This window comes from Microtetraspora malaysiensis (genome assembly GCF_001528665.1).
Classification (GTDB): Bacteria; Actinomycetota; Actinomycetes; order Streptosporangiales; family Streptosporangiaceae; genus Microtetraspora_A; species Microtetraspora_A malaysiensis.
The window spans coordinates 175240-201677 of the sequence record NZ_BBYJ01000012.1 but is presented as its reverse complement, the minus strand read 5'-3'; the positions used below and the strand labels follow the sequence as shown (position 1 = coordinate 201677).

General features: G+C 71.3%; 22 protein-coding genes, 4 tRNA genes and 1 riboswitch. Of the genes, 10 read left to right on the top strand and 16 right to left on the bottom strand.

Annotated elements, in window-relative coordinates:
- The first annotated feature begins 14 nt into the window (after positions 1–14).
- The 4 genes from AWQ71_RS17265 to ligD all read left to right on the top strand — a co-directional run bounded on the left by AWQ71_RS17265 (position 15) and on the right by ligD (position 3847).
- The gene (locus AWQ71_RS17265; RefSeq protein WP_067134315.1) at positions 15–533 is read left to right on the top strand and encodes a ribose-5-phosphate isomerase; all 519 of its coding nucleotides are present in this window, start codon (positions 15–17) and stop codon (positions 531–533) included.
- Between the two features lie 33 nt (positions 534–566).
- On the top strand, positions 567–1325 hold the full coding sequence (locus AWQ71_RS17260) for an SDR family oxidoreductase (protein ID WP_067134313.1): 759 nt from the start codon (positions 567–569) through the stop codon (positions 1323–1325).
- A 222-nt stretch (positions 1326–1547) separates the two neighbouring features.
- Positions 1548–2582, top strand: a complete 1035-nt coding sequence (locus tag AWQ71_RS17255; RefSeq protein ID WP_157570399.1) for a hypothetical protein — start codon at positions 1548–1550, stop codon at positions 2580–2582.
- A 41-nt stretch (positions 2583–2623) separates the two neighbouring features.
- A complete protein-coding gene (gene ligD, locus AWQ71_RS17250) occupies positions 2624–3847 on the top strand; it encodes a non-homologous end-joining DNA ligase (protein ID WP_067134307.1) in 1224 nt (407 codons plus the stop codon).
- On the opposite strand, the gene AWQ71_RS17245 is transcribed toward ligD, so the two are convergent.
- The 7 genes from AWQ71_RS17245 to AWQ71_RS17215 all read right to left on the bottom strand — a co-directional run bounded on the left by AWQ71_RS17245 (position 3823) and on the right by AWQ71_RS17215 (position 14070).
- The gene (locus tag AWQ71_RS17245) at positions 3823–6195 is read right to left on the bottom strand and encodes an FAD-dependent oxidoreductase (RefSeq protein ID WP_067134304.1); all 2373 of its coding nucleotides are present in this window, start codon (positions 6193–6195) and stop codon (positions 3823–3825) included. The genes ligD and AWQ71_RS17245 overlap by 25 nt on opposite strands.
- A 1-nt stretch (position 6196) precedes the next feature.
- The gene (locus AWQ71_RS17240; protein WP_067134301.1) at positions 6197–7330 is read right to left on the bottom strand and encodes an alpha/beta hydrolase; all 1134 of its coding nucleotides are present in this window, start codon (positions 7328–7330) and stop codon (positions 6197–6199) included.
- Between the two features lie 145 nt (positions 7331–7475).
- Entirely contained in the window at positions 7476–10412 is a 2937-nt protein-coding gene (locus AWQ71_RS17235) for a helix-turn-helix transcriptional regulator (protein ID WP_067134298.1), read from the bottom strand.
- Positions 10413–10551: 139 nt separating this feature from the next.
- Complete coding sequence (locus AWQ71_RS17230; RefSeq protein ID WP_245658336.1) at positions 10552–11376, bottom strand: SAM-dependent methyltransferase; 825 nt, start codon at positions 11374–11376, stop codon at positions 10552–10554.
- Between the two features lie 510 nt (positions 11377–11886).
- Positions 11887–12399: an isochorismatase family protein gene (locus AWQ71_RS17225; RefSeq protein ID WP_067134438.1), complete on the bottom strand. Its 513-nt coding sequence runs from the start codon at positions 12397–12399 to the stop codon at positions 11887–11889.
- Positions 12400–12491: 92 nt separating this feature from the next.
- On the bottom strand, positions 12492–13058 hold the full coding sequence (locus AWQ71_RS17220; RefSeq protein WP_067134295.1) for an RBBP9/YdeN family alpha/beta hydrolase: 567 nt from the start codon (positions 13056–13058) through the stop codon (positions 12492–12494).
- Positions 13059–13230: 172 nt separating this feature from the next.
- Complete coding sequence (locus AWQ71_RS17215; RefSeq protein WP_245658335.1) at positions 13231–14070, bottom strand: phosphotransferase; 840 nt, start codon at positions 14068–14070, stop codon at positions 13231–13233.
- Positions 14071–14234: 164 nt separating this feature from the next.
- Here AWQ71_RS17215 and AWQ71_RS17210 point away from each other — a divergent pair, with 164 nt between their 5' ends.
- Positions 14235–15428 carry an MFS transporter gene (locus AWQ71_RS17210; RefSeq protein ID WP_245658334.1) on the top strand — a complete coding sequence of 398 codons (1194 nt, stop codon included), beginning with the start codon at positions 14235–14237 and terminating at the stop codon, positions 15426–15428.
- Between the two features lie 44 nt (positions 15429–15472).
- On the opposite strand, the gene AWQ71_RS17205 is transcribed toward AWQ71_RS17210, so the two are convergent.
- A complete protein-coding gene (locus AWQ71_RS17205) occupies positions 15473–15991 on the bottom strand; it encodes a signal peptidase II (RefSeq protein ID WP_067134434.1) in 519 nt (172 codons plus the stop codon).
- A gap of 42 nt (positions 15992–16033) precedes the next feature.
- Positions 16034–16495: a MarR family winged helix-turn-helix transcriptional regulator gene (locus tag AWQ71_RS17200; protein ID WP_218001820.1), complete on the bottom strand. Its 462-nt coding sequence runs from the start codon at positions 16493–16495 to the stop codon at positions 16034–16036.
- Between the two features lie 51 nt (positions 16496–16546).
- Here AWQ71_RS17200 and AWQ71_RS17195 point away from each other — a divergent pair, with 51 nt between their 5' ends.
- Positions 16547–16951 (top strand): VOC family protein, encoded by a 405-nt coding sequence (locus tag AWQ71_RS17195; protein WP_067134290.1) that lies wholly within the window; start codon positions 16547–16549, stop codon positions 16949–16951.
- Positions 16952–17076: 125 nt separating this feature from the next.
- Here AWQ71_RS17195 and AWQ71_RS17190 read toward each other — a convergent pair.
- The 4 genes from AWQ71_RS17190 to AWQ71_RS17175 all read right to left on the bottom strand — a co-directional run bounded on the left by AWQ71_RS17190 (position 17077) and on the right by AWQ71_RS17175 (position 17495).
- Positions 17077–17151 (bottom strand) — tRNA-Val (locus tag AWQ71_RS17190).
- Between the two features lie 14 nt (positions 17152–17165).
- Positions 17166–17237, bottom strand: a tRNA-Gly gene (locus AWQ71_RS17185).
- Between the two features lie 77 nt (positions 17238–17314).
- Positions 17315–17385 (bottom strand) — tRNA-Cys (locus AWQ71_RS17180).
- A gap of 38 nt (positions 17386–17423) precedes the next feature.
- A tRNA-Gly gene (locus AWQ71_RS17175) sits at positions 17424–17495 on the bottom strand.
- A gap of 239 nt (positions 17496–17734) precedes the next feature.
- Here AWQ71_RS17175 and AWQ71_RS17170 point away from each other — a divergent pair.
- Together AWQ71_RS17170 and glmS are read left to right on the top strand one after the other, a co-directional pair.
- Positions 17735–18010: a hypothetical protein gene (locus AWQ71_RS17170; RefSeq protein ID WP_157570398.1), complete on the top strand. Its 276-nt coding sequence runs from the start codon at positions 17735–17737 to the stop codon at positions 18008–18010.
- An 8-nt stretch (positions 18011–18018) separates the two neighbouring features.
- Positions 18019–19836: a glutamine--fructose-6-phosphate transaminase (isomerizing) gene (glmS, locus tag AWQ71_RS17165; RefSeq protein WP_067134286.1), complete on the top strand. Its 1818-nt coding sequence runs from the start codon at positions 18019–18021 to the stop codon at positions 19834–19836.
- A gap of 78 nt (positions 19837–19914) precedes the next feature.
- Here the strand turns inward: glmS and fmdA are convergent, their stop codons facing one another.
- From fmdA to AWQ71_RS17150, 3 genes are all read right to left on the bottom strand, one after another.
- A complete protein-coding gene (fmdA, locus tag AWQ71_RS17160; RefSeq protein ID WP_067134282.1) occupies positions 19915–21168 on the bottom strand; it encodes a formamidase in 1254 nt (417 codons plus the stop codon).
- Between the two features lie 90 nt (positions 21169–21258).
- A complete protein-coding gene (locus AWQ71_RS17155) occupies positions 21259–21867 on the bottom strand; it encodes an AmiS/UreI family transporter (RefSeq protein WP_067134279.1) in 609 nt (202 codons plus the stop codon).
- 134 nt (positions 21868–22001) lie between these two features.
- Positions 22002–22319, bottom strand: a complete 318-nt coding sequence (locus AWQ71_RS17150) for an FmdB family zinc ribbon protein (RefSeq protein WP_067134276.1) — start codon at positions 22317–22319, stop codon at positions 22002–22004.
- A gap of 389 nt (positions 22320–22708) precedes the next feature.
- Here AWQ71_RS17150 and AWQ71_RS17145 point away from each other — a divergent pair, with 389 nt between their 5' ends.
- The gene (locus AWQ71_RS17145; protein ID WP_067134273.1) at positions 22709–23638 is read left to right on the top strand and encodes a Bug family tripartite tricarboxylate transporter substrate binding protein; all 930 of its coding nucleotides are present in this window, start codon (positions 22709–22711) and stop codon (positions 23636–23638) included.
- A gap of 102 nt (positions 23639–23740) precedes the next feature.
- Positions 23741–23976, top strand: a riboswitch (cobalamin riboswitch).
- Positions 23977–24144: 168 nt separating this feature from the next.
- On the top strand, positions 24145–26415 hold the full coding sequence (locus AWQ71_RS17140; RefSeq protein ID WP_067134270.1) for a ribonucleoside-diphosphate reductase subunit alpha: 2271 nt from the start codon (positions 24145–24147) through the stop codon (positions 26413–26415).
- Positions 26416–26438 lie beyond the last annotated feature (23 nt).

Sequence of the window (26438 nt, the reverse complement as noted above, 5' to 3'; positions counted from 1 at the left end):
GAAGAGGTGGGGGAATGACCAACAAATTGCGCATCGTCGTGGGCAGTGACGATGCCGGACTCGACTACAAGGAGGTCCTCAAGGCCGACCTGCTCGCGGACGACCGCGTCGGCGAGGTCATCGACGTCGGGGTCGGCGCCGGGCAGCACACGGCATACCCGCACGTGGCGGTCGCGGCGGCGCGGCTCGTCGCCGCGGGCGAGGCGGACCGCGCCCTGCTGATCTGCGGCACCGGGCTCGGTGTGGCGATCAGCGCCAACAAGGTGCCCGGCATCCGGGCCGTCACCGCGCACGACGGCTTCTCCGTCGAGCGCGCGATCCTCAGTAACAACGCGCAGGTCCTGTGCTTCGGGCAGCGAGTCATCGGCCTGGAGCTCGCCCGGCGGCTGGCCAGGGAGTGGCTGGGCTACCGGTTCGACGACAGGTCGCCTTCGGCTTCCAAGGTCGAGGCGCTCAGCTCGTACGAGACGGGCGGGGCCGCCGCCGGGGACGAGGCGCTTGCGGTCTCCTGCTCCGACTCCCAGGCCGGGTAGTCCCCGGCCGGACCCGACGATCAAGGAGAACGCATGAGCACGCTCGACCTTTCCTTCGGCCTGGACGGCAAGGTGGCCCTGGTCACCGGCGGAGCGTCCGGGATCGGCTCGGCCATCGCCGACGCATTCGCCGCCAAGGGCGCGCACGTCGCGGTGCTGGACCGCGACGCGGACGCGGCCGAGGCCAAGGCGGCCGCCCTCGGCCCCGACAGCTCGGCGACGGCCTGCGACGTGTCCGACGCCGCCACTGTCGAGAGCGCGGTCCGCACCGTGATCGACCGCCACGGCCGGGTGGACGTGCTGGTCAACAGTGCCGGCGTGGCCATCCTCGCCCCCGCCGAGGAGCTGACCGAGTCCATGTGGGACACGACGATGAACGTCAACCTCAAGGGGACGTTCCTGGTGTCCCAGGCGGTGGGCCGGCACATGCTGGAGCGGGGCCGCGGAAAGATCATCAACCTCGCCTCGCAGGCCGCCACCGTCGCGCTCGACGCCCACGCGGCATATTGCGCCTCGAAGTTCGGCGTCGTGGGGCTGTCCAAGGTCCTCGCCTCGGAGTGGGCCGGGCGCGGCGTGACGGTCAACACCATCTCGCCGACCGTCGTGCTCACCGACCTCGGCCGCAAGGCGTGGGCGGGGGAGAAGGGCGACGCGCTCAAGGCGCTGATCCCCACCGGTCGCTTCGCCTACCCGGAGGAGATCGCGGCCACCGCCGTGTTCCTCGCCTCCGACGCGTCCGACATGATCAACGGTGCCGACATCCTGGTGGACGGCGGCTACACGATCCGCTGACGGGAGCCGCCGGGTCCATCGGCCGGGACCGGCACCGATGGGCATACCTCGGAGCGATCCCCGCTTACGCTGAAGCCGCCGCGCCTCCCCGAGACACGGTGACCCCCCGAAGCGGGACCCCCGTCCGGACGATCACGAATCGGTGACCGCTTCCCCGGAACCCGGCATTTCCCCGCTTTGACGCGGCAGGGTTGAGCCACCGCACGGACGAGGAGGGGATCGGTGGCTCTGGCTCGGATGACGCGGCTGCCCGCGTCGGCGGCCCTGCCGTACGCGCTGCGGCGGGACGCTGAGGGCGCTGAGGGCGCGGCGGCGCGGGAGGCGGCTCTCGCGGCCTTCCTCGCCTCGCGCACCCGCACCACGGTGGGACGGGTCCTGGAGAAGGCCACCCGGGTGGCGACGCACAAGCAGCCGGCCACCGCGCTCAAGGGCGTGGCGGCGACCGACTGGTTCCGCCTCGACACCAAGGACGACGTCACCGTGAAGTGGTATCCGCAGGGCCTGTCCTGCGGCTCCGACGCCGGGCTGGCCAGTCCGGCGGCCTTCGCGATCAGCTGGTACTGGAAGCCCGCCCCCTCGGCGGAGCCGCAGCGGGGCATCCGGGTCAGCTTCCTCAACGTCGCCACCCTGCGGTACGCCCACGTGCTGCTGGTGGAGCCGGACGCCGCCGGCGAGCCCGTCCCGATCAACGTCCACGCGGGCGGGCTCGTCTGGTACAAGAACCTGCTCTATGTGCCGGACACCACCGGAGGGCTGCGGGTGTTCGACCTGCGCAACCTGTGCGTGGGCGGGCCGTTCGACTACCCGTACACGCTGCCCCAGTCGGACGTGTGGTCCTGCGACCGGGCGCTGGGCGCGCGGTTCTCGTTCGCGTCCCTCGACCGCGGCGCCGACCCCGTCCTGCTCGTGTCGGGCGAGTACCTGACCTCGGGCACGGGGCGGGTCGTCCGCTGGGCGCTCGACGCCGACGGCTCCCTTGCCGCCGACGAGACGGGGACGGCCGTGCCCGTGGACGCGTACACCGGGCCGGGGTCGAAGATCCAGGGCGCGGCCTCCTACAAGGGGCGCTGGTACTTCAGCCAGTCCGGCCTCGCGGGCGCGAACGACCGGCTGCTCACCACCGCTCCGGGGGAGGCGGTGCGCGAGCGGATGTACCCCAAGGGCCCCGAGGATCTCACCGTGTGGCGGGGGAAGAGCACGGTCTGGACGATCGCCGAGAAGCCCGGCGGCCGGGTCATCCTCGGCGTCCCCCTCTGACAGGTCCCGGAAGTGTCGGGGCCCCCGCGTATCGTGACGGCATGGTGCTCGAACTCGACGGCAGGGAAGTGGAGATCACCAATCCGGACCGCGTGGTCTTCCCGCGTACCGGACACACCAAGGGCGACCTGATCGCCTACTACCAGGCGGTGGCCGAGGGCGCCCTGCGCGGCGTCGCGGACCGCCCGGTCATCCTCAAGCGCTACGTGAACGGCGTCGCGGAGGCGCCGTTCTTCCAGAAGCGCGCCCCGGCGAAGCGGCCCGGGTGGGTCGAGGTGGCGCAGTTCGGCTACGCCTCCGGGCGCACCGCGGACGAGGTCGTCGTCCGCGACCTCGCGCACCTGCTGTGGACGGTGAACCTCGGCTGCGTCGACCTCAACCCCCATCCCGTACGCGCCGGGGACCTGGAGCACCCCGACGAGCTGCGGATCGACCTCGACCCCGTGCCCGGCGTCGAGTGGGAGCAGATCGTCCGGGTCGCCCTGCACGCCCGGGACGTGCTGGAGGACCACGGCCTGACCGCTTGGCCCAAGACGTCCGGATCGCGCGGCTTCCACATCTACGCGCGGATCGAGGCCCGGTGGACGTTCCACGAGGTGCGCCGGGCCGCCGAGGCGGTCGCCCGCGAGGTCGAGCGGCGCGCCCCCGAGATCGCCACCAGCCACTGGTGGAAGGAGGAGCGCGAGGGCGTCTTCGTGGACTACAACCAGAACGCCAAGGACCGGACCGTCGCCTCGGCGTACTCGGTGCGGCCGACCGGCCGCGTCTCCACGCCGCTCGCCTGGGACGAGGTAGAGCGGTGCCGCCCGGACGCGTTCACGATCGCCACCGTGCCGGAGCGGCTGGCCGGGAACGGCGACCCGTGGGCGCCGATGGACGGGACCGCCGGCAGGCTGGACGCGCTGCTCGACCTCGCCGAAAAGCAGGGCCCCCGCCCGAAAGCTCCGAAAGCCGCAAAAGCCGATAAATCCGGGAAAGCGGGGGCGGCCGGGGAAAGTGAAGGCCGGCGCCAATCCGTCAAGCCGCTGATCGAGATCGCCCGGGCCGAGACCGAGGACGAGGCCAAAGCCGGGTTCGAGCGGTGGAAGGCACGCCACCCGGACGTCGCCCGGCTGCTGCGCCCGGCCGACGTGCTGGTCGACTCCATGCGCGGCCGCAGCTCGACCTGGACCCGGATCCGGGTCAACCTCCAGCACGTCCCCGAGGCGGAGCGCCCGCCCCAGGAGCCGCTCGAGGTCGACTACGACCCGTGGCGCGGCCGGTAGACCTCCCACAACTCCCCGAGGAAGAACCGGCCGAACCGCGCCAGCGTCGCCGCGCCGTCCGGCCCCGTTGTACGGAACGTCGTCAGCATCCGGGCCAGGTCGGACGGCAGCACGTGCAGCGTGCCCGCCGCGAGCACCGGCGCGGTGTCGTCCGCGTCCTCGGCCACCCGGCCGTCGAGAAGCCGGACGAGCAGCGTCGTGGTGTCCGGCCACACCCGGGTCGGCGGCCCCGGCCGCACGTCCTTCCAGCCCACCAGTGTGCGGGGGCGGCCCGCGTCGTCGGTGAACTGCAACCGGTAGCGCATCTCCCTGGCGTCCGCGCGGTCGCCCGGAGCGAAGAGGTTGAACCAGCCCCGCTCGATCGGACGCCGCCCCCCGCACATGGCGGCGTCGATCCAGCCCTCGGCCCGCGCGGGATGCTCCGCCTCGGCAAGGAAGCGGCCCGCGTCGTCGGCCGTGATCGTCAACCGGAAGGCGAACCGGCCCCCCTCCGGCATGCCGTCCAGCTTCCGCGGGTCGGTCAGCCCCGGCGCGAGGAACCCGCGCATCTCCTCCACGAACGACAGCGACGTGCGACCGCCGGAAGCACCCGGGCCACCCAGAACGGCCGGGCCCTCCGTGCGGTCGCACGCCGCGTCTCCCCCCACCACACCCGCCGGGAGGACCGGTGGCCCGGCCTCCAGCAGGCGCGTACACATGCGGTCCGCCAGGGCCGCGATGGTCAGCGACGGATTCGCCCCCACCGGGCCCGGCATCGCCGCGCCGTCCGCGACGTACAGGCCGGGGAAGCCGAACACCTCCCCGTACGCGTCGCACACCCCCTCGCCCGGGTGGCGGCCCATCGGCGCCCCGCCGAGCGGGTGGACCGTGATGGTCCGGTCCCGGTGCCAGGCCGGGCTGTCGGCGTACTCCGCCCCGAGCACGTGGCCGATCCGCCGCATCGTCGCCCGCACCCGCTCGACGTACTCCGCGCTCGTCTCGGCCGTCCACACGACGTCGAGCCGGTCGTTCCGGAGGCGGAGCAGGCCGTCGGGGATGTCCCGGCCCATGCCGAGCAGCGGAAGCGAGCTGCCGGACAGGTCGCCCGGCCCGAGCAGCGCGGCGATCTCGGCCGACATGTTCGTGTCGTGCCCGGCCAGCGCCCGCAGCCGGTCCAGGGCGAACCGGGCGACCCGGCCGAGCTCTCCGCGCACGTCGGCGCCCTCGACCAGCCAGTCGACGAACCCCGGGTAGCCGCCCTCCTCGATGTAGGCGCCCCGGCCGCCCTCGCCGTCCGGCAGCCGGACGGCGCTGGTGATGACCGGGCCGTGGCTGGCGCTGACCGGCAGCGTGCGGCTGCGGTCCCGCGCCCGCAACAGGAAGGACAGGATGTCGCCGTTGCCGGAGAACCGGGTGCCGAGCGTCCCGCTGAGCCCCGGGAAGTTCGCCCGGTTCTTCAGCAGCAGGTACGACGTGCCGAGCGTGCCGGCGGCCAGTACGAGACGGTCGCACGTGATCGTGCCGCGCGTCCTGTGCTCCGGGCCGGCGGGGTCGTGCCGCACGTAGTCCACGGCGTACCCGTGGCCGTGCCCGCAGTCGAGCCGCGGCCGGAACCCCTTGACCTCGTGCAGCGTGCGCAGGTCGGCGCCGTGATGCCGGGCGGCGGCGAGGTAGGTGTGGTCGAGGCTGTTCTTGGCCCCGTCGTTGCAGCCGATGTCGCACTCGCCGCACAGCCGGCAGGTGCGGCGCAGCACGCCGTGCATGCTGCCGTACTCGGGGTCGACGACGGGCAGGCCGAGGCCCGGCTCGGCGCCGGGGGAGGGGGCGAAGCTGATCGCCAGCGGTGGCAGCCGCCAGTCGAGGCCCAGCTCGGCCGCCGCGTCCCGCATCGCGCCCGTCTTCAGCGTGCTCGAATACGCCGGCCGGTCGAACGGGTACGGCGTGACGCCGATCATCCGCTCCACCGCGTCGTAGTGCGGGTCGAGGTCGGCCCGGGTCACCGGCCAGCACTCGTACCCGCCGCCCGGCAGCGGCTCCTCGTGGACGAAGGTGTCCTCGTCCTTGCGCAGCAGCACGTTGGCGTAGATCAGCGAGCCGCCGCCGAGGCCGCTCGCCACCAGCGAGTCGCAGTCGCGGAAGCTCCACACGTCGAACATGCCGTACAGGTTCTCGGCGGGGTCCCAGAACGCGCGGCCCATCTGGGCCGGGCTGCGCGGGAACGACCCCGGCGCGTACGCGCGCCCGCGTTCGAGCACGACCACCGACAGTCCGGCCTCGGCGAGCCGGTAGGCCGCCACCGCCCCGCCGAACCCGGAGCCGACGACGACGGCGTCCACATGCTCGGCGCCATGCGCCGTGCCGGATGTCACGTCAGTGCCGCTTCAGAAAGTCGATGATCTTGGGGAACACGTCGATGTGCGCGTTCTTCCCGATCATGGTGTCGATGTGCCCGTAACCGGGGATGATCTCCAGCTCGTGCCGTCCGGGCAGCGCCCGCTCCAGGACGCGGTGGGCGGCGATGTTGGAGTCGGTGAACACGTCGTTGTGGTCGCCCGTCACGTAGAGGACCGGCGTGGCCGCCCGGCCCGGGTTCGCCAGGTGGTGCGCGAGGTAGTCCCCGGGCAGCCCGGCGTGGCGGGGGTCGGACGGGTCGAGCCGCACGGCGCGGCCCGCCGCCACTATCGCGGACACGTGCCGGTAGTAGTACAGCCCGGCGGCGCTGTTCAGGTCGGCCAGCCGCTCGTGGACGTGCGTCTCCGGCCGCAGGTTGCCGTGCCGGTACATCGCGGGCCGGCCGCTGCCCCACATGAAGCTCTGCATATGGCACGCCGGCTCCCGGCACTCCGGATGCGCCAGCGACACGGCCCCGGCCAGGAGGCGGCGCCGCGACAGCCGCGGCGCGTCCGCGAACCGCGGATCCAGGCAGGTCAGGCCGATGACGTGCTCCAGGATGGGCGGGCCGAACCGGAGCTTGAGCCGCGCCCACGGGTGGACCCGGAGGATCGGCCCCACGCTGTTCGCCACCAGGCTGGCCACACCTCCTGTGCCATCGGTGTCAAGCGCGCCCCCGAAAAGGCTCATGTGGAACGACACCGACCCCAGGCAGTGCGCGATCACGTGGATCCGCCGCGCCCCAACGTAGCGGCGGAGCTCACGTAGCGCGGCCGGGTGGTCGAAGTGCGCGATGTCGTCCAGCGTGTGCCCGCGCGTCTCGACGTTGTACGGAAACCGGTTGCTCATACGGAAGTCGAGCGCCCAGACGTCCCCGAACCCGTTGCCGTGCAAGAACCGGACCAGGTTCCGGTGCTCCGGCATGATGAACATGTCGGAGGACGACGTGAGCCCGTGGACCAGCAGCACGACGTCACCCTCGGAGGAACCCGGCGACGGGTCGAGGAACCGGGTCAGCGTGAGCCCGAGATCGTCCTCGGTAGTGAACGGGTGAACCGACACCTGCGCGCCGGACACCCCGTCCAGCGTGAATCGCGGAATGGTGCGGTCCATCTTGTTCCCCTCCTTGACGGCGTTTATGCTCCCAAGCCCACCCGTAGCGCCACATCGTGGAAAACCCGTACTTGTCGCGTCCGTATCTCCCGTATCGATCTCCGTATCGGGCTCCGTATCGGGCTCTGTATCGGCCGGCAGACGTTCAGGTCGCGCGGCTGAGAGCGGTAGCCACGCCCACCCGGGACGAGACGTCGAGCTTGGCGAAGATCCGGGAAAGGTGCGTCTCGACGGTCCGCACGCTGAGGAACAGCCGCTGCGCCACCTGCTGGTTGGTGAGCCCCTCGGCGACCAGCAGGGCCACCTCCAGCTCCCTCGGGGACAACCCGAACGGCGTGTCCGACCTCCCCACGGGAGCGGACGCCGTCCGCACGCCCAGGCGGCGCAGCTCGCGGTCGGTCCGCGCCTTGAGCGTGCGCGCGCCGCACGCGTCGAAGTCGGCCGCCGCGTCCTTCAGCTCCGCCCGCGCCCGGCCCCGCTCCCCGGCGTTCAGATGCGCCAGCCCGGCCGCGAGCCGCGCCCGCCCCACGTCCAGCCGCCGTCCCGCCCCGGCCAGCAGGGCGGCCGCCTCTCCGGCCGTCTCGGCGGCGCGGGCGGGCTTGCGCGACCGCAGCGCGTGCGCGCGGGCGAGGAGGACGAGCCCCGCGAAGGCGGGCAGGCCGGGATCGTCCATCGCCGCGGCGCGCTCGGCCCAGGCGGCCGCGCGCTCGGGGCGGCCGAGGTCGGCGGCGGCCTGGGCCAGCGTCTCGCAGCTCATCATCAGCGTGCCCCGGTCCAGGCGAGGCGCGGAGAACCCGTCGCACGCCTCCAGCACGGCCCGCGCGCCCTCCTCCAGACGGCCCGAGTTGATCAGGGCCTGGCCGCGCGCGTGCCGGGCCATCGCGCCCCAGACCTCGCCGCCGCCCACGCCGCGCCGTACCGCCTCCTCGCCGGCCAGGATCGCCGCCTCGTCGTCGCCGCTCCACGACGCGGCCAGGCAGCGCTGCGTCAACGCGAAGACGAGCTGCTGCCCGGAGTCGAGCAGCCGGGCCTCCTCCTCCGACTCCTCCGCCGCCGCCAGCGCCTCGGCCAGCCGCCCCGTCATGATCAGGGTCCGCGCCTTCCCGGCCAGCAGGTTCGTCAGGATGTAGCTCTGCCCGGTCGCCGCCGCCACCGCCGCCGCCCGGTCGAAGTCTCGTAGCGCCTCGTCGTGCCGGCCCATGTTCATCTCGGCCCAGCACAGCCACGAGACGGCGTCCAGCCACTCGGCCAGGTGGTCGTCCGGCGCCGCCGCCATCAGCCGGCCCGCCGCATCGGCGTACCGCACCGCGTCGGCCGTCCGCCCCGCCGCGTACGCGGGCATGGGCCGCAGCGCCGCCACCGCGACGGCGAGACCCGGCTCCCAGCCCTCCGCGGCGTCCGGCATCAGGTCCAGCACGGCCTGGGCCGCGTCGAAGTCGACCCGCATGAGGCTCTCGGCCACCAGCCGCATCCGCAGCGGCACGGCGGCGGCGGCCCGCGGGTGCGGCATCCGGCCCAGCTCGTCCAGCAGGAGCGCGCGGGCCTCGTGCGGCCGGTCGAGCTGGCGCTCCATCAGCGCGCACAGCCGCGCCGCCCTGCCCCGCCGCGTGTAGTCGTCCAGCGGCAGCGTCCGCAGCAGCTCGCGCGCGGTGTCCCGGCCCTCCGCCAGCCTCCCGCTGACGCCCTGGGCCCGGCTGAGCTCCAGCAGCATCTCCATCCGCGAGCCGCGGCCGTCCGGGTCGTCGGGCATCAGCCGTACCGCGGCCTGCAGCCAGTGCGCGGAGGTGGCGGGCGCGTGCGCGGCGACCGTGCGGGCCGCGTCCACCAGCACCTGGACGGCGCGCGGGTCCCCGAAGGAGCCGGAGCGTTCGAGATGGCCGGCCTGGGCGACGGCGGGCGCGCCGAGCGCGGCGAGCCGGGCGGCGATCCGCGTGTGCGCGGCCACCCGCCACCCGGCCGCCGCCGACTCGTAGACGGCACGCCGGACGAGAGGATGCCGGAAGCGGAACCGCCCCCCGTACGCACGCACGATGTCGCGCCGCGCCAGCTCGTCCAGGGCATCGAGCGCGGCCGCCGTCAGGACCTCGGCCGCGATGGCGGCGATGGCGGGGTCGAACTCGTCGGCCGCCACGGCCGCGCCCTGCGCCACCAGCAGGGCGCCGGGCGACAGCTCGGCCAACTCGACCTGGAGCGCGGCGAGCACCGTGGGCGGCAGCCCGCCCGGCGCGCTCAGGCCGTCCTCCTCCATCCGGGCCAGCGCCTCCAGATAGAAGGGGTTGCCGCCGCTCGCCTCGTACAGCGCCCGGCGGCGCCCCTTGGCGACGCGGGAGCCGAGGAACTCCTCGGCCTCCTCAGGGGTGAGCGGGCCGACGGCGACCTCGTGCGCCCTCGCCGCCGCGGCGAGCGGCAGCGCGGCCAGCCGGGGCGGGGCCTGGGCGGGGCGGAAGGCGACCGCGAGCAGCACCGGCGCGTCGGGCGGGTGCCGGGTGAGGTGGTCGAGGAACTCCAGCGAACTCTCGTCCGCCCAGTGGACGTCGTCGAGGATCAGGACGAGCCCACCCGGCCCGGACAGCGTGTCCAGCAGGCGCCGCATCGCCCGGTAGCGCCGGTAGCGGGCGAGGCCGCGCTCGGGGGACGGCCCGCCGTGATCTCCGAGGACGAGGTCGCCTTCGTGGTCCGCGACGTGGTCGGTCACCGGGTCCGCCGGGTGGCGGGGGGTGAGCGCCGGGAACACGCTCGACAGCAGCCGGGCCGTCGCCGGCCCGAGCGCGTCCGCGACCTCCTGGCGCCGGGTCTCCAGATGGTCGTCGAGCGCGTCGACCAGCGGGCTGAACGGCATCATCTGCTCGAACTCGGCGGCCCTGCCCCACATGGTGACGCGACCGAGGCCCGCGGCCATCGCCGCGAGTTCGCCGAGCAGGCGGGTCTTGCCCGCGCCGGGGTCGCCCGCCAGGGCAAGGAAGCGGAAGCCGTGCCGTTCGCTCGCGCCGAGGGCGTCGCGCATCGCGGCGAGCGCGTCCCGCCGCCCGACCAGGGGCGCCGGTGCGCCCGGTACGGCCCGCCCCGCCGTACGACCCTCCATGCCCACCTCAGCAGCGACGCGTTCCGCGTCACGACCCGTTTCACGCGGACATCAGTTTGGTAGGCACTTTACAGATCTTGCGTGCCGGGAGCGGTACATATTTCCCGGAAACGCACAAAATTCCATTCCGGTCGCCGGATCAGCCGGCCATGACCCCCGGTTTGCGGCCCATCCCGGCGAGCAGGTAGCCGGGCAGCCCGGGGCCGTCCGCCCGATCCCGCGGCTCGGGCCTCCAGCGGGAGCACTCGACCAGCCCCGGCTCCACCAGTTCGAAGTCGTCGAAGAACGCCATGATCTCGGCCGGGCTGCGGTCGACGGCTCCGGCCACCGACGACCCCCGGTAGATCTCGCGCACGCTCTCCTCCGCATCGGGTTCCCGCCCGCCGCTGCCGTGGGTGAGGACCAGGTAGCTGCCCGGCACCACCCGCTCGCGGAGCGCGCGGACCACGCCGAACGGGTCGTCCGCGTTCTGGAGGAAGTGCAGGATCGACACCAGCAGCACCGCGACCGGCCGGTCCAGGTCGATCACCCGGGTCAGCTCGGGGGAGGAGAGGATCGTCTCCGGCTGCCGCAGGTCGGCGTGGACGAACACGGTGGAGCCCCGGCCCTCCAGCAGGGCGCGCGCGTGCGCGGCGACCACGGGATCGTTGTCGACGTAGGCGACCCGGGCGGCCGGCCTGGTCTCCCCGGCCACCTCGTGGACGTTGCCGCCGGTGGGCAGGCCGCTACCGAGATCGATGAACTGGTCGATCCCCTCGGCCGTCAGGAAGCCGACGGCCCGGCGCAGGAAGGCGCGGTTGGCCCGCGCGAGCGCCGGCGCCTCGGGGATGAGCTCCATGATCGCCTCGGCCGCCTCGCGGTCCACCGCGAAGTTGTCCTTTCCGCCGAGGAAATAGTCGTACATACGAGCGAGATTGGCGGTCTTCGCGGTGAATTCCGGCAGGGAGGCGTTCCGTTCGGTCACGTGACCACCTTTTCGTTCGCCGGTCCGGAGGATTTTCACGGGTGATCGTAACGTCCGGTCAGTCCGCGTGCCAGATGAGATCTCCCCTATGAATGCCGCCATATGTATGGTGCGCTTCGTGATGGAAACTCGGCGTTTCCCCTTCGCCTCCGGCCCCGGAGAGCTCCCGCCGGCGGAGCTCTCCGCAGGTCACCCCGGTGATCCGCTCGGCCCGGCCGTATCGCCGAGCGGGGACGCCGTCACCCCCGCCGTCCGATGAGAGGGTGACCTCGCGATTCTGGGTGCCCTGATTCAGAGGAAATTTGAATTACCCGGATGCCCGGAATGCTTCCCGGATTCGACATATCGGACGACCCGAAATTTCCGGACAAATATCACTCCGCCCCGCCCCGCCCCGCCACGCGCGCTGTCCGCTGCCACGCCGGCGGCCGGAAGCCCAAACTCGGCCCCCGCCAGGGCGCACGTGCCCGGCGGGTGCCCGTTGAAATCAACCTCGGGTTCGTCCTTGTCTCAGTCCAGCGCTGCCACGACCTCGGCGGTCGTGCGGACGGTGGCGATACGCGGGAAGACGTAGTCGAAGGCGAACTCGTGGGCGTGCGCGTCGAGTGCGGTGACCGCGTCCTCGGGGACGATCACCGTGAAGCCGAACTCGTCGGCGAAACGGGCGGTCTGTTCGACGCCGAAGTTCGTGGCGATCCCGGTGATGATCAGGGTGTCGACGGCGCGCTCACGCAACGCCTCCTCCAGCCCGGTGTTGTGGAACGCGCCCCAGGTGCGCTTCACGATCTCCAGGTCGCCGGACACCCCTTCCACCAGCTCGCTGCCCGGTGGCTGCTCCGCGACGCCTGGCCGCTCGACCCGCACGGAGACGACGAGACCGCCCGCCTTTCGCATCGCGTCGGCGAGAGCAAGGGAGCGGGTGACCACGGCGGGTCCGGAATGTGGTGCCGTGGGCTGCTCGACGATGCGCGTCATCAGGTCGATAAGGAGCAATGCGGTGCGGCGGGGATTCAGTTTGTCCATGATCGGCATCGTAGCGAGCCGAATCGGGCTACCGGCAGGGAAGCGGAGCCCGCCCGGCGATTGCCGGGCGGGCCGCACTTCTCGACCACCGATTACGGCGTGACGGCGTCGAGGACCTCGCGCAGCGAAGTGATGCCCTCGGAAGCGAGGAAATGGCCGGCTCCCGGAACGACCCGCGCGGAGGTGCCGAGCAGACGCGCGAGGCGGTCGGTGTGGCCGGTCGGAACAAACGGGTCTTCGTCTGACCGGATGAGCGTCAGTCGACCGACGTGGTCCCCGAGCCCCTGTACGTCGCAGCCGCTCTCGATATAGGAGTCCAGGCTCGGGAGTGCGGGCAAGCGGTCGACGAATCCCGAGACCAGCACGAGGGCACCGAGCCGCCAGGGACCCGAAAGCGTGCTCAAATGCCGCAGCACGGTCAGGCAGCCCAAACTGTGCGCGACGATGATCGAATCCTCGTCGGGCTGCCCCACGGTCGCTCGTACGGCGTCAACCCACCGGACGGGGTCCGGGTCTTCTGCGGCCGGAAGTGCGGGGATCGTGGTGGGGATGCCCGCAGCGTCAAGTTCTTTCGCCAGCCAGGGGAACCAGTGATCTTCGGGGGACGCGGCGTAGCCGTGGAAGATCCAGGCCTTCTTCCGGGTTGCTTCAGTCGTCATGTCGCAGGACGGTATAGGTTCACATCAATGTGAGAGTCAAGTCGGCGCCGGCCTCGTCCTGGTCGCCGAGATGCTCGCCATCCGCCATCCGCCACCACAGCCTGCGCCCCGACGACGGCAAAGCCGCCTGGTGGCCGCCACCGGCCGCTGACCGGCCGAGAACCTGTCCGGGTTAGGGCGCGTTCAGCGCCGCGTCGATGGCCGCGGCATTGCGTTCCAGCCATGCCGCACGCCGTTCGATCTGGTCACCGATGCCCGCGTCCCACATTCTCGCCCAGCCGCCGCCCTGCTCCTCGGCGGCCTGCTTCATCGAGAACCACGACCGCCGCGTCCGGATCACGGCCACCTCGATGAGGCGGGAGCGATCGGCGTCCGACATCCCGTAGGCGTCGGCGAGGATCCGGCAGCGACGCGGCATGTCCACCTCCCGCAGCAGCGGGTCGGCGTCGGCCGGGTCGCACAGCGGCGCCCAGTACAGCATCGCGTTGTACACCTCATCGACCCTGGCCACCGGCTTGGCGACGTCGAAATCGATCAGCGCGGCCGCCCTGCCGTCCCGGAAAACGATGTTGTCCGGCGTGTAGTCCATGTGCCCCACCACCTCGGCCGGGTAGGGCGGCGCGGGCGGCATGCCGGGCTGCTCCGAGAACCCGTAGCCGGGCCGAACCCCTTCCGGCATGACGAAACCCGCGACGGCGTCGTCGTAGTCGCGGACGAGACGTCCCACGGAGGCCAGTCGTTCCTCATCGGCGATCCACGCCGGCCTCGGCCGTCCGGCGACCTCGCCGGGAACGAAGGTCAGCACCTCACGCCCGGCCGCGTCGATGCCGAGGAGCCGCGGCGCGCCCGCGAACCCGACCTCCTCCAGGTGGCGCAGCAACGCGTGGACGAGCGGGGCATTGGGGCCGATCTGACGGCGCACCGTGTCGCCGACGCGCACGACCCCTTCGGTGACGTCCCCGCCGGCGAGCGGGATCTCGGGATGGGGCTCGGGTGATTCGACGTACGCCAAGGAGTCCATTTTCCCTCGCCGGAAGAGAGACAGAGTCGTTGTTCGTATCGTCCCAAAGGCGGGGCGGCCTTGATCGGCGAAGGGCCGCGCGCGGACGGTCCTTGCCGACATTAACGTCTGTTTCCTGCCAGCATCGTTGCACCGATGCTTCCTACGGTTGGCGCGTGAAAACTGATTTCGCCGGTGTCGATCAGCACCGCCAATTGCCCGATCCTGTCGTCTGGTTCATGTCGCTTGCGGCTGCGCTCGGGACAGCGACGATCTACCCGTTGCAGCCGGCGATCGCCGATGTGGCGAACTCGTTGGACGCCTCGCTCACTGCGGTCGGGGTAGCGCTTGCGTGCGGGCCGATGGGGTACATGGTTGGACTCGGTCTGCTTGTCCCTCTGGTCGACCGATTTCCTCCGGGGCGGGTGCTGTCGGCGCAGGTCGGCGGCCTGGCGGCTGCCCTGCTCTTGAGTGCTGTCGTCGGCAACGTATGGGCGTTGGGGGCGGCGATCGGCGTGATCGGGGCCTGCTCGGCAGTTGGCGCGGGCCTCAGCTCGGTGGTCGGCCGGCTCGCGTCCCCGCATCGGCGAGCGGCGACGCTGGGGATCGTGACGGCCGGAATATCGGCGGGGATCCTCGTCGGCCGGATCGTCGGCGGCTGGCTTGCCGAGGTGATCGGCTGGCGTGGCATGCTCATGGTGTTCGCCGCGGCCTGTGCGGCCGTCGCGGTGGGCTTGCTGCTGCTGGTCCCGGGCACCCGGGGAGGAGCCGAGCGTGGTTATCTCGCCACGCTGAGGTCGATTCCGGGTCTGTTCGTCCGGTACACGGCGTTGCGGGTGGCCGCTACCCGTGGCGCCCTGTGGTTCTTCGCGTTCTGTGCGCTGTGGGCTGGGCTGGCGGTAGCGCTCTCGGAGCCCCCTTACTCGTACTCGGCAGAGCGTATCGGTATGTACGCGCTTGCTGGACTCCTCGGCATTCTCGCCACCCGGGTTTCGGGCATGTATACCGATCGCGTGGGCGCGCGCCGCGTGATCCTCGTAGGTCTGGTGATCGCCGGAGCCGCGGCGGCGATCGTCGGGTTCGCCCTCCCGAGTGCTGCCGCGGCCTTTGCCTGTCTGGCGCTATTCGACGCAGGACTGTTCGCTGCACAAGTCGCGAATCAAAGCATCATCCTCGCGATCGACCCCGCAGCACCCGCGCGGTTCAACAGCGCCTACATGCTCGTCTACTTTGTCGGCGGAAGCCTCGGGACGGCATTCGGCGCTACGGCCGTCGAGCGGTTCGGCTGGCCTGCGACAGCGGCGATCACCTCAGCCGCCATCACCATTGCCGCGGCGATCACGCTGGGCGCGGACGATCGTTCGATCTGATCCACTTCCACAGGTTGTGCTCAAGACAATTTTGTTAGGAACTCTCAGAGACGCTGGTTGACGGGTTCGGCCCCGAGGGGGATTCCACGCAGAGTGAGCAGTGCGAGCAGAGCACAGCTCACTGTGAGCGCGATGTCGGCGACATTGCCGACGAAGAGGCCGCCATAGTCGATGAAATCGACGACATGGCCTCGGCCGAACCCGGGAGAGCGCGCGAGGCGATCGAGCAGATGGGACGTCGCACCGCCCAGCATCCCGCCCAGCGCGTAGGTCCAGGCGGCCGAGCGCAGCCGTCGCCCCGCGTACAGGATGCCGGCCACCGCGACGGCCGCGGCCACGGCGAACACCGGCGTCGCCTCCGTCGCGAAGGAAAACGCCGCGCCGGGGTTGTACAGCAGGCGGAACTCAAGCAGTCGCGGGAGCACCGTGACGCGTTCTCCTCCGGAGAGGGCGGAAACCGCCCAGATCTTCGAGAGCTGGTCCGCGACAAGAACCACGGCGGCCAGCACGATCATCCACACGTACAGGCGCGGCTGTCCCTTCGCCTGCGAGCGTCCGGCCATCAGGTCACCTCCCATTAACGATCTCGCGCATCATAGCCCTGGTCAGGTCGCGCGGGCGCGTGGCTCGATGCCGGCGAACGCCTTGCGGAGCAGGTCGTGCAGCAGTGCCCGCTCCCGCTCGTCCAGCGCCGCCAGCACGTCGTCGCGCACCCCGGCCGCCGCGACCAGCGCCTCGTCGAGTAGGGCGACACCCGCAGAAGTGATGGTGACCGAATAGCGCCGCCGGTCCCTGGGGTCGCGGGTGCGCTCGACCAGGCCGCGCGGAGCCAGCGTGTCCATCACCGCCACCAGGTCGCTCGGGTCGATCCCCAGCCGGACCCCGAGATCGCCCTGCGAGGCGGGCCCGAAATCGCGCAGCGCGGCGAGCACCGCCAGGTCCCACAGCCCGATGCCGTACGCCTTGAGCCCGTCGCCCATGCGGCGGCGGCCCGCGACGCCGACCTTCGACAGCAGGAAGACGGTGATGTCCAGCAAGGACGGGGGGAGTTGCGGAACGTCGCTCACAAGGCTAACTATAGGGCACTGTAAATTATTGGTTCTTACCAAGGAATTCTCGTGGACGCTCTCTATCCCCGCCTGCTGGTCACCCGTTTCGCCGAATGCCTCCGCTTCTACGACGGCCTGCTCACCGGCGTTCTCGGCGCGCACCTGACCAAGGGGACGACAGACGGGCCCTACGCCCACTGGGACCTCGGAGACCAGGGCCTGCTGTCGTTGTTCGAGCGCTCGCTCATGGACGCCGTGACCGGCGCGCCGCGCCTTCCCGTCGACGCCGCGGGTCCCGACATGGTGGCGCTGGTCCTCACCGTCGAGGACATCGAGATGGCGGCGCTGGTCGCCGTCCGGCACGGCGGCACCGTGATCGTGCCCCCGACCTTCCGGCCCGAATGGGGTCCCGGCTGCCGCACCGCTCATCTGCGCGACCCCGACGGCAACCTCGTCGAGCTCCAGTCCTACTGACCCGCCTCACCCCGCCCTCGGCGTCCGTCTGGCGCTCCGGCCCGGGACGCATCCGTTCGGGACGACGGAAGTGGGGGAGAAACGCGAAGACCCCGTGCCGCTGAGCGGCACGGGGTCTTCGACGATGGTGGACGATACTGGGATTGAACCAGTGACCTCTTCCGTGTCAGGGAAGCGCTCTCCCGCTGAGCTAATCGTCCGTGCAGGAACTGCGAGCGGAAGACGGGATTCGAACCCGCGACCCTCACCTTGGCAAGGTGATGCTCTACCACTGAGCCACTTCCGCGCTATCGGTTGAGGTTTCCCTCGCCGACGCCTTCTTTACTTTAGCGGATCAGACGGAGTGCCCGTGCCGTCCGCTAGAGGTGGAGACGGGATTTGAACCCGTGTACGCGGCTTTGCAGGCCGCTGCCTCGCCTCTCGGCCACTCCACCAGGATCACAGGCCGCACCGAGGTGCCGCCGATAAACCGAGCGGAAGACGGGATTCGAACCCGCGACCCTCACCTTGGCAAGGTGATGCTCTACCACTGAGCCACTTCCGCGTGTTTCCGGGAGAAGTCCCGGCCACGCGGAAGACTCTATCGCCTTCCGGCCACTGCCCGTGCAAGGTCGGCGGACGGCCGGGCCCGTTCGGGTACGGCTCCGCGTGTCGGGGAAGAAAGGGAGAGCCGAGCGAGAACCCGGCCATGGCGATCGCGGAGCGCTCTGAGATACTGATTTCTGCCCGATTTCGGGCATGAAACTTGGAGTTGTCCATCTCCCATCCGTAAGGTCCTGCTCTGTGTCGACGCAGCGGCATCCCCATGAGGACCTCATCGCTCACCTGACCCGGACGACGGCGCTCGGTCCCGGGGAGGCGGCGCGAGTCGTGGCCGACGTGCTCACCTACTTCGGCGAGCCCGTGGACGAGTACGTGCGACGCCGCCACGGTGAGCTCCAGTCGAAGGGGTTCTCCAACGACAAGATCTTCCCGAGGATCTCGGCCGAGCTTTCGGGAAGGCGCGTCGCGGCACCGGAGCTGTCTCTACGTCAGCTCCGCCGGATCGTCTACGGATAGGAGCGGATATGTGCGGAATCGTCGCTTATGTAGGGCCGAAGGACGCGGCCCCCATCCTGCTCGAAGGTCTCCAGCGGCTGGAGTACCGCGGGTACGACTCCGCGGGCCTCGCCGTGGTCAACGGCAAGTCGTTGAAGATGCGCAAGGTCAAGGGCCGAGTGTCCGACCTGGCGGAGGCCGTGCCGGCCCGGTTCAAGGGCGCGTGCGGCATCGGGCACACGCGGTGGGCCACGCACGGCGTGCCGAGCGACGTGAACGCACACCCGCACCTCGACCCCGAGCAGCGCGTCGCGGTCGTGCACAACGGCATCATCGAGAACGCGGACGCGCTCCGCCAGCGGCTCGAGGCCGAGGGCGCCACCTTCGAGAGCGAGACCGACACCGAGGTCCTGTGCCACCTCATCGCGCGGGCCGTCAAAGAGACCGATTCCCTCGACGACGCCGTCCGCCGCGCGCTGAAGAGCATCGTCGGCACGTACGGCATCGCCGTGATCGACGCGCAGCGGCCCGGCGAGATCGTGGTGGCCCGCAACGGCAGCCCCATCGTCCTCGGCATCGGTGAGAAGGAGATGTTCGCCGCCTCCGACGTCGCCGCGCTGGTGCGCTACACCCGGCAGGTCGTCCACCTGGAGGACGGCGAGCTGGCCGTGCTGCGGGCCGACGGCTTCCACACCTTCACCAGCGACGCCAGGGAGACCGCCAAGGAGCCCTTCACCGTCGACTGGGACACCGGCCACTACGACAACGGCGGCTACGAGCACTACCTCCTGAAGGAGATCTCCGAGCAGCCCGACACGGTCGCCCGCACGCTGCGCGGCCGGATCGACGACCGCTTCCACATCGCCCACCTGGGCGGGCTCAACATGGACGCCAGGGAGACCCGGTCGTTCCGGCGGGTGAAGATCATCGGTTGCGGGTCGGCGTACTACTCGGGGCAGATCGGCGCGCAGCTGATCGAGGAGCTCGCCCGCATCCCCGCCGACGCCGAGCCCGCCTCGGAGTTCCGGTACCGGAACCCGGTTGTCGAGCCGGACACGCTCTACGTCGCGATCAGCCAGTCCGGGGAGACGTACGACACGCTCGCCGCCGTCCAGGAGCTCAAGCGCAAGGGCGGCCGGGTGCTGGGCATCGTCAACACGGTCGGCAGCGCGATCGCCCGCGAGTGCGACGGCGGCCTCTACCTGCACGCGGGCCCCGAGGTGTCGGTGGCCTCGACGAAGGCGTTCACCTCGACCGCGGTGTCGTTCGCGCTGCTCGCGCTGCACCTGGCGCGGGTGCGCGACCTGTCCCCGGCGGACGGCCGGCGGATCTGCGAGGGGCTGCGCCGCCTGCCCGAGCAGATCGAGCAGATCCTCAAGCTGGACGAGCAGATCAAGACCCTCGCCGAGAAGTACGCCCAGTCGCCGAGCATGATGTTCGTCGGCCGGGTCCGGGGATACCCGGTGGCCCGCGAGGGCGCGCAGAAGCTCAAGGAGATCTCCTACGTCCACGCCGAGGCGTACCCGGCGAGCGAGCTGAAGCACGGGCCGCTCGCGCTGATCAACCCGGACATGCCGACCGTGGCGATCGTCCCCGACGACGAGCTGCTGGACAAGAACCTGACCACCCTGGGCGAGATCCGGGCGCGCAGCGGGCGCATCCTGATGATCGGCCACCGGGCGGCGGACGCGGCCGACGACTGCGTCGTGGTGCCCAAGAACGAGACGGAGCTGGACCCCATCCTGCTGACGATCCCGCTCCAGCTCTTCGCCTACCACGCCGCCGTGGCGCTCGGCCGCGACGTGGACCGGCCGCGCAACCTGGCCAAGAGCGTCACCGTCGAGTAGGCGTCCCCGCGCCGCCCGCGTGAACACGGCTCCCGCCCCGATCCCGGGGCGGGAGCCGTACGGTGCGGCCGGGCGGGGTCAGGAGGTCACGGCGCACTGCCCGCGGTCCTTCTTCACCGGGCCCTCGGCGGTCGGCCGCAGGTCGAAGTCGAAGATCTCGGTCGGCAGGTAGAGCGTGCAGCACGCGTTGGGGATGTCCACGATCCCGCTGATCCGCCCCTCGATCGGGGCCGACCCGAGCAGCAGGTACGCCTGCTCGCCGGTGTATCCCCATGTCTTCAGGTACTCGACCGCGTTCAGGCACGCCCTGCGGTAGGCGACCGTCGCGTCGAGGTAGTGGTTCGTGTCGGTGTCGTGGTCCACCGAGATGCCGACGAACGTCAGGAACTCGCAGTACCGCGGCTCGACGTTGCCGGGCATGAAGATCGGGTTGGTGGTGACCCCGTACTTGGCCATACCGCCCTTGATCAGGTCGACGTGGAGGTCGATGAAGCCGCCCATCTCGATCGCGCCGCAGAAGGTGATCTCGCCGTCCCCCTGGCTGAAGTGCAGGTCGCCGACGGAGAGGTTGGCCCCCTTGACGAAGACGGGGAAGAAGATCCGCGATCCCCGGGTGAGGTTCTTGATGTCCTGGTTGCCCCCGTGTTCGCGCGGCGGGACCGTCCGGGCCCCCTCGCGGGCGATCCGCGCGGCGACCTCGCCGGTCGCGGTGCCGGTGACGGCGTTGCTCGGGTCCGGGGGGTTGGCCAGCGGCGGCACCCGCCGGGGGTCCGTGTCGATGAGCGCCTGCTCCCTGCGGTTCCATCGCGTGAGCAGCTCGGCGGAGGGCGCCGTGGCGAACAGTCCGGGGTGGGTGATCCCGGTGTGCCGTACGCCGGGGATGTGGCGGGACGTCGCGTGGATGCCGTGGAAGTCCCAGATCGCCTTGTACGCGTCGGGGAAGTAGTCGGTCAGGAAGCCGCCGCCGTTCGCCCGGGCGAAGACGCCGGTGTATCCCCAGCCCTGGCCGGGGACGGCGCCGAGCCGCTCCGGGTAGTGGATCGGGCCGAGGTCCATGATGTCGACGATCAGGAGGTCGCCGGGCTCGGCTCCCTCGACCGCGAAGGGCCCGCTCAGCATGTGGACCTTGGTCAGGTCGATGTCGCGTACGTCGTTGGCCGAGTCGTTGTTGCCCACCTGGCAGTCGGTCCAGTCCCGGCACTCGACGCGGAACTCGTCCCCGGGGCGCACCGTGGCGACCGGGGGGACGTCCGGGTGCCAGCGGTTGTGCCCCGGCACGTCCTGCTCGCTCATGGGCTTCGACTGGTCGATGCTGAACACGACTTTCGGCATTGCCGGGTCCTTTCTGTGGATCGCGCCGGGACGGTCCCGGTCACGCGGATGGGTGTGCGCCGGCCTCCGGGGAGGCCGGCGCGGCACGCGTCACCGGGCCGGTGCGGCGCGCCGCCGGGTGAGCGGCCACAACGCGGCGAACACGACCACGCCGAACACGGCGAGGACGATCGCGACGAGGCCCTGGTTCCAGCTCTTCCAGAAGCCGGTGAGCGTGAGATAGGCGGGGACCGCGCCGGTGACCCAGCCCTCGATCGCCGTCACCCCGCCCACATACCTGGTGAGGTGGTCGCGTTTCAGGCCGAGCAGCAGGAAGAAGAGGAACCACAGGAACGACCAGTAGAGCCAGATCACGCCGAACGGCGGGTCGCCCAGGATCCGGAAGTTCGCGTACGAATAGCCCAGCGCCATGATGGCCACGAAAAGCGAGAAGTACCCGACGCCGGTGGTGTCGAATCCCCCGAGAAGCCCGATTCCCACATAAAGATAGGTAAACGCGAAAAGGTACAGTCCCGATGCGGACAGAATCTCCTTCGTCCCTCCGCCCGCGGCGATGATCAGGTAGGTGGGCGTGACCACCTGGAGCCCTCCGACGAAGAGGTTGAAAATCGCGGCCGCCCGGGCCTCGGCCAGGCCCAGCAGCATCAGGCCGTTCATGAAAAGCACCGCGCCGACGTAGAGAAGTCCGACATCTCCCATCGGGACGCACCTCCTGGCGCCGGTGAGGAACGGCGAGGGCGCGGCGGGCGCCGCCTCCGTTCGGCTCGCTCGGGGCGGGATCGGGTCCCGGGGCCGGCCGTGCCGTCCGGGGAACCGCACGGGATCGCGGCCGGTCAGGGCCGGGGCAGCCGGGACAACCCCGGGTGCGGCGGCCGGGCCGGCCGCTTGGAGGCCGCGCGGGGAGCGCCCTCGCGCGCGCCGCCGGACCTCGCGTCCGGTCGGCGGACGACCTCGGGCGCCTCCCTGCTGCGCTCCTCCACGGCCAGTCCGGCGGCCAGCGCCGGATGCACCCGGCTCAGGTTCGGTCCCGAGTAGCGGCGGCGGGCCTTTCCTCCGCAGGTGGCGCAGTTCCGGGCCTGCGGCGCGGTCCCCATCGGCAGGGACACGTCGAACGGCCCGCACTCCGGGCAGAGATATTCATAAATCGCCATGCGCACCCTCTAAACCGGACGAACGGCCCCCAGTGTGGCCATACATACCCCGACAGTCTAGATAAAAAGTTATGTGTCACGATAAATATCGTGATCGTCTAGAGTGGTGCCTGGTCGCCGATGGTTTGGTCAATAATCGTTGAACTACGCGGAAGTTTTGATTGCTCGGAGAATGTCGCGTGTTGCGGTGTCTCGGGGTTTCCTGTGCGGGTTTTTCCAATTTCCTGGTTGCGATTCTCCGGGCCCCGGCCGCCCCCGCCCTCCCGCGTCGATCCTCCCGGGGATTCCGACATTTCATTACTAATCGTGACAGGTCGTACGCTGGCCGTGCCAGGGACTCTCGGGGGAGGGGTACCGACGTGAGGCGCCGCGCGTTTCTTGCTCTGGGGATGGGTCTGCTCCCTCTGGTCGCCGGTTGCGGAAGCCGCCGGCCGTGGACCGGCGGCCCCATCTCGTTGTTCGTCCCCGCCCAGGTCGCGACACAGGGGGGACCGTTCGCCCGGGAGCTGAAGGGCCTCATCGAGCGGCAGCGGCTCGCCGGGTCGATCGAGATCCGCACCCGCAGCGGCGAGACCGGGGCGCGGGCGCTGGCCGGATACGTGACCAGGCCCGCCTCGGGCGAGCTCATGGTCGTCGGCTCCGCCCTCGTCGACTTCGCCGCGGTGAACGGGACCGGCACCCTGGTCGAGCGGACGTCGCCGCTGGCCAGGTTCGCCGGGGAGTGGATGGTGCTGGTCACCGCGCCGCACTCCCGCTTCCGCACCTTCGACGACCTGGCCGCGGCCCTGATCCGCGACCCCGGGCGGCTGCGGCTGGCCGGCCGGGACACCGGCGGCCTCGACCACGTGCTCTACGGGCTGACCGCCCAGGGGCTGGGCGTCGACGCCCGCAGGCTCAACTACGCGGCGTTCCCGGACCTCTCCCACATGCTCGCCGCGGTGGCCGAGGGCAGCGTCGTCGCCGGGGTCGGCGGCCGCACGGAGCTGGCCGCCCCCATCAGGTCCGGGCAGGTGCGGCCGCTCGTCGTCTCGTCGATGGAACGCCTGGACGGCGTGGACGCGCCGACCCTGAAGGAGTCCGGTGTGCGGACGCACTACGCCAACTGGAGCGGGCTCCTCGGGGCCGGTCGCCTCCCCGGGCGGGAGCGGGAGCGGCTGCTCGACCTGTGCCGCGCCGTCGCCGACCAGCCCGGCTGGGAGGAGGCCTGCCGCGCGAACGGCTGGACGCCGATGTACCTCGACGGCGACGACTTCCGCCAGTGGTTGGGCACCGAGCAGCGCCGCGCCAAGACGGTCCTCCGGGAGCTCGGGTTCCTCTGATCGTCGCGGCCCGCGCGATCGGGCGGAACGCGAGCCATCCGGGGCCGGCCCCCCGTATCGACACAATTTCTTGTGGTGGTTGCGAGAACCGGCACTAGATGTAGGATCCTCCACGTCGCTGGTTCACCCCGTGCCTGGGGTGAGGCAAGAGGGAACCCGGTGCGAGTCCGGGACTGCCCCGCAGCGGTGAGCGGGAACGACCGCCGTCACACGAGCACTGGGCCGCCCGCCGGCCCGGGAAGCGACGGCCAGTAGAACCGGCGCGCGAGAGCCGTACCCATCGGCCCGGCCGCGCCACGCCCGCGAGTCCGAAGACCTGCCGGCGACGTGCGCGCGGATCCGACGTCCGCGCGTGTTGTGCCGGGCCTCGAGGGAGGGCCCGCCGACGAGCGACGCGCCAGATCTGATCATGTCCGGCGCGACCCTGGCGCGAGCCCGCCCGCTCCGACGCGTACGCCCGCCCGCCGAGGCCCCTGACGGGGTTCCGACTCGGGAGGGGAGATCACGTGACACTGGCCACGATCGCGGATGCGGGGATCGAGGACCGATGGGCGGCCATCGAGGAGGCCGCGGCGCGCGTCGTCACCGACCCGGAGAACTCGAAGGCCGCGGCCCGCCTGCTGGCGGCGCTGATCGCCGACGAGGCGGCCGGACAGGGCGTGACCGGCGACTCCGGCTTCTCCCGCTCCGTGGCCGCGACCCACGAGGCGGGCCTGGTCCACGACGAGCTGGCCGCGTTCGTCGCCCGGCACGCCGGGGAACTGGACGCGCTCGTGGACCACGCGGCGGACGAGCGGTTCGAGTACTTCGGCCTGCGCACCGTGTACGACCGCTACCTGTTGCGGCACCCGGTCACCCGGCGGGTCCTGGAGCGCCCGCAGCACTTCCTCCTGCGCGTCGCCTGCGGCCTGGCCTACCGGTCCGGCGTGGCCGAGGCGGCCGAGCTGTACCGGCTGATGTCAACGCTGGCCTACCTGCCCAGCTCGCCCACGCTGTTCAACTCGGGCGCCCGCCGCCCGCAGCTCTCGTCGTGCTTCCTGCTCGACTCGCCCCGCGACGAGCTGGAGAGCATCTACGAGCGGTACGGCCAGGTGGCCCGGCTGTCCAAGTACGCCGGCGGCATCGGCGTCGCGTGGACCCGGATCCGGGCCCGAGGCTCGCTGATCAGGGGCACCAACGGACACTCCAACGGCATCGTGCCGTGGCTGCGCACGCTCGACGCCTCCGTGGCCGCGGTCAACCAGGGAGGGCGGCGCAAGGGCGCGGCCTGCGTCTACCTGGAGACCTGGCACGCCGACATCGAGGAGTTCCTGGAGCTGCGGGACAACACCGGCGAGGACGCCCGCCGCACCCACAACCTCAACCTGGCCAACTGGGTGCCGGACGAGTTCATGCGCCGGGTCGAGGCGGACGGCGTGTGGTCGCTGTTCGATCCCAAGGAGGTCCCCGAGCTGACCGACCTGTGGGGCGAGGAGTTCGACGCCGCCTACCGGGCCGCCGAGAGCGCGGGGCGGTATGTCCGGCAGATCCCGGCGCGCACGCTGTACGGCCGCATGATGCGCACCCTCGCCCAGACCGGCAACGGCTGGATGACCTTCAAGGACGCGGCCAACCGGACCTCCAACCAGACGGCGCTGCCGCACAACGTCATCCACCTGTCCAACCTCTGCACGGAGATCCTGGAGGTGACCAACGACGCCGAGACCGCCGTGTGCAACCTCGGGTCGGTCAACCTCGCCGCGCACCTCACCACCGGACCGGCGGGCGCCCGCGCGGTGGACTGGCCCCGGCTGCGCGCCACGGTCCGCACCGCCGTACGGTTCCTGGACCTGACCATCGACCTGGGCTTCTACCCGACGCCGGAGGCCGAGGCGGCCAACCGCAGGTGGCGGCCGGTCGGGCTCGGCGTGATGGGCCTCGCGGACGTGTTCTTCGCGCTGCGGCTGCCGTTCGACTCGCCGGAGGCGCTCGCCCTCTCCGCCCGGATCGCCGAGGAGATCGCGCTCGCCGCGTACGGGACGTCCGCCGACCTCGCGGTGGAGCGCGGGCGGCACCCCTCCTACGACGAGACCCGCGCCGCCCGGGGCGTGCTGCACCCGGACCACTATCCGGACCGCCCTGCGGCCCGCGCGGAGAACGGCGCCGAGTGGGCCGCCCTGCGCGCGAAGATCGCCGAAACCGGGCTGCGCAACTCGCTGATGATCGCCATCGCTCCGACGGCCACGATCGCGTCGATCGCCGGGTGCTACGAGTGCATCGAGCCCCAGGTGTCCAACGTGTTCAAGCGGGAGACCCTGTCGGGGGAGTTCCTCCAGGTCAACCGCTACCTCGTGGCCGACCTCCAGGCGCTCGGGCTGTGGACCCGGGAGATGCGCGACGCCATCAAGCAGGCCGACGGGTCCATCCAGGCCGTCCCCGGCATCCCCGACGAGCTGCGCGTCCTCTACCGGACAGCCTGGGAGCTGCCGCAGAAGGCGCTCATCGACCTCGCCGCGGCCCGCCAGCCGTACATCGACCAGGCGCAGTCGCTCAACCTCTTCATGGCGACGCCCACCATCGGCAAGCTCTCGTCGATGTACGCCTACGCCTGGCGGTCCGGGCTGAAGACCACCTACTACCTGCGCTCCCGCCCGGCGACCCGGATCAGCCAGACCACCGTGCCCGCGGCCGTGCCCGCCGCGTCCGCCGCGGTGCTCGCGAACGCCGAGACCGTCCCGGCCGAGGCGGCGGTGGCGTGCTCGCTGGAGAACCCCGAGATCTGCGAAGCCTGCCAGTGACCGCCCCCACCGAAGAAAGCGTG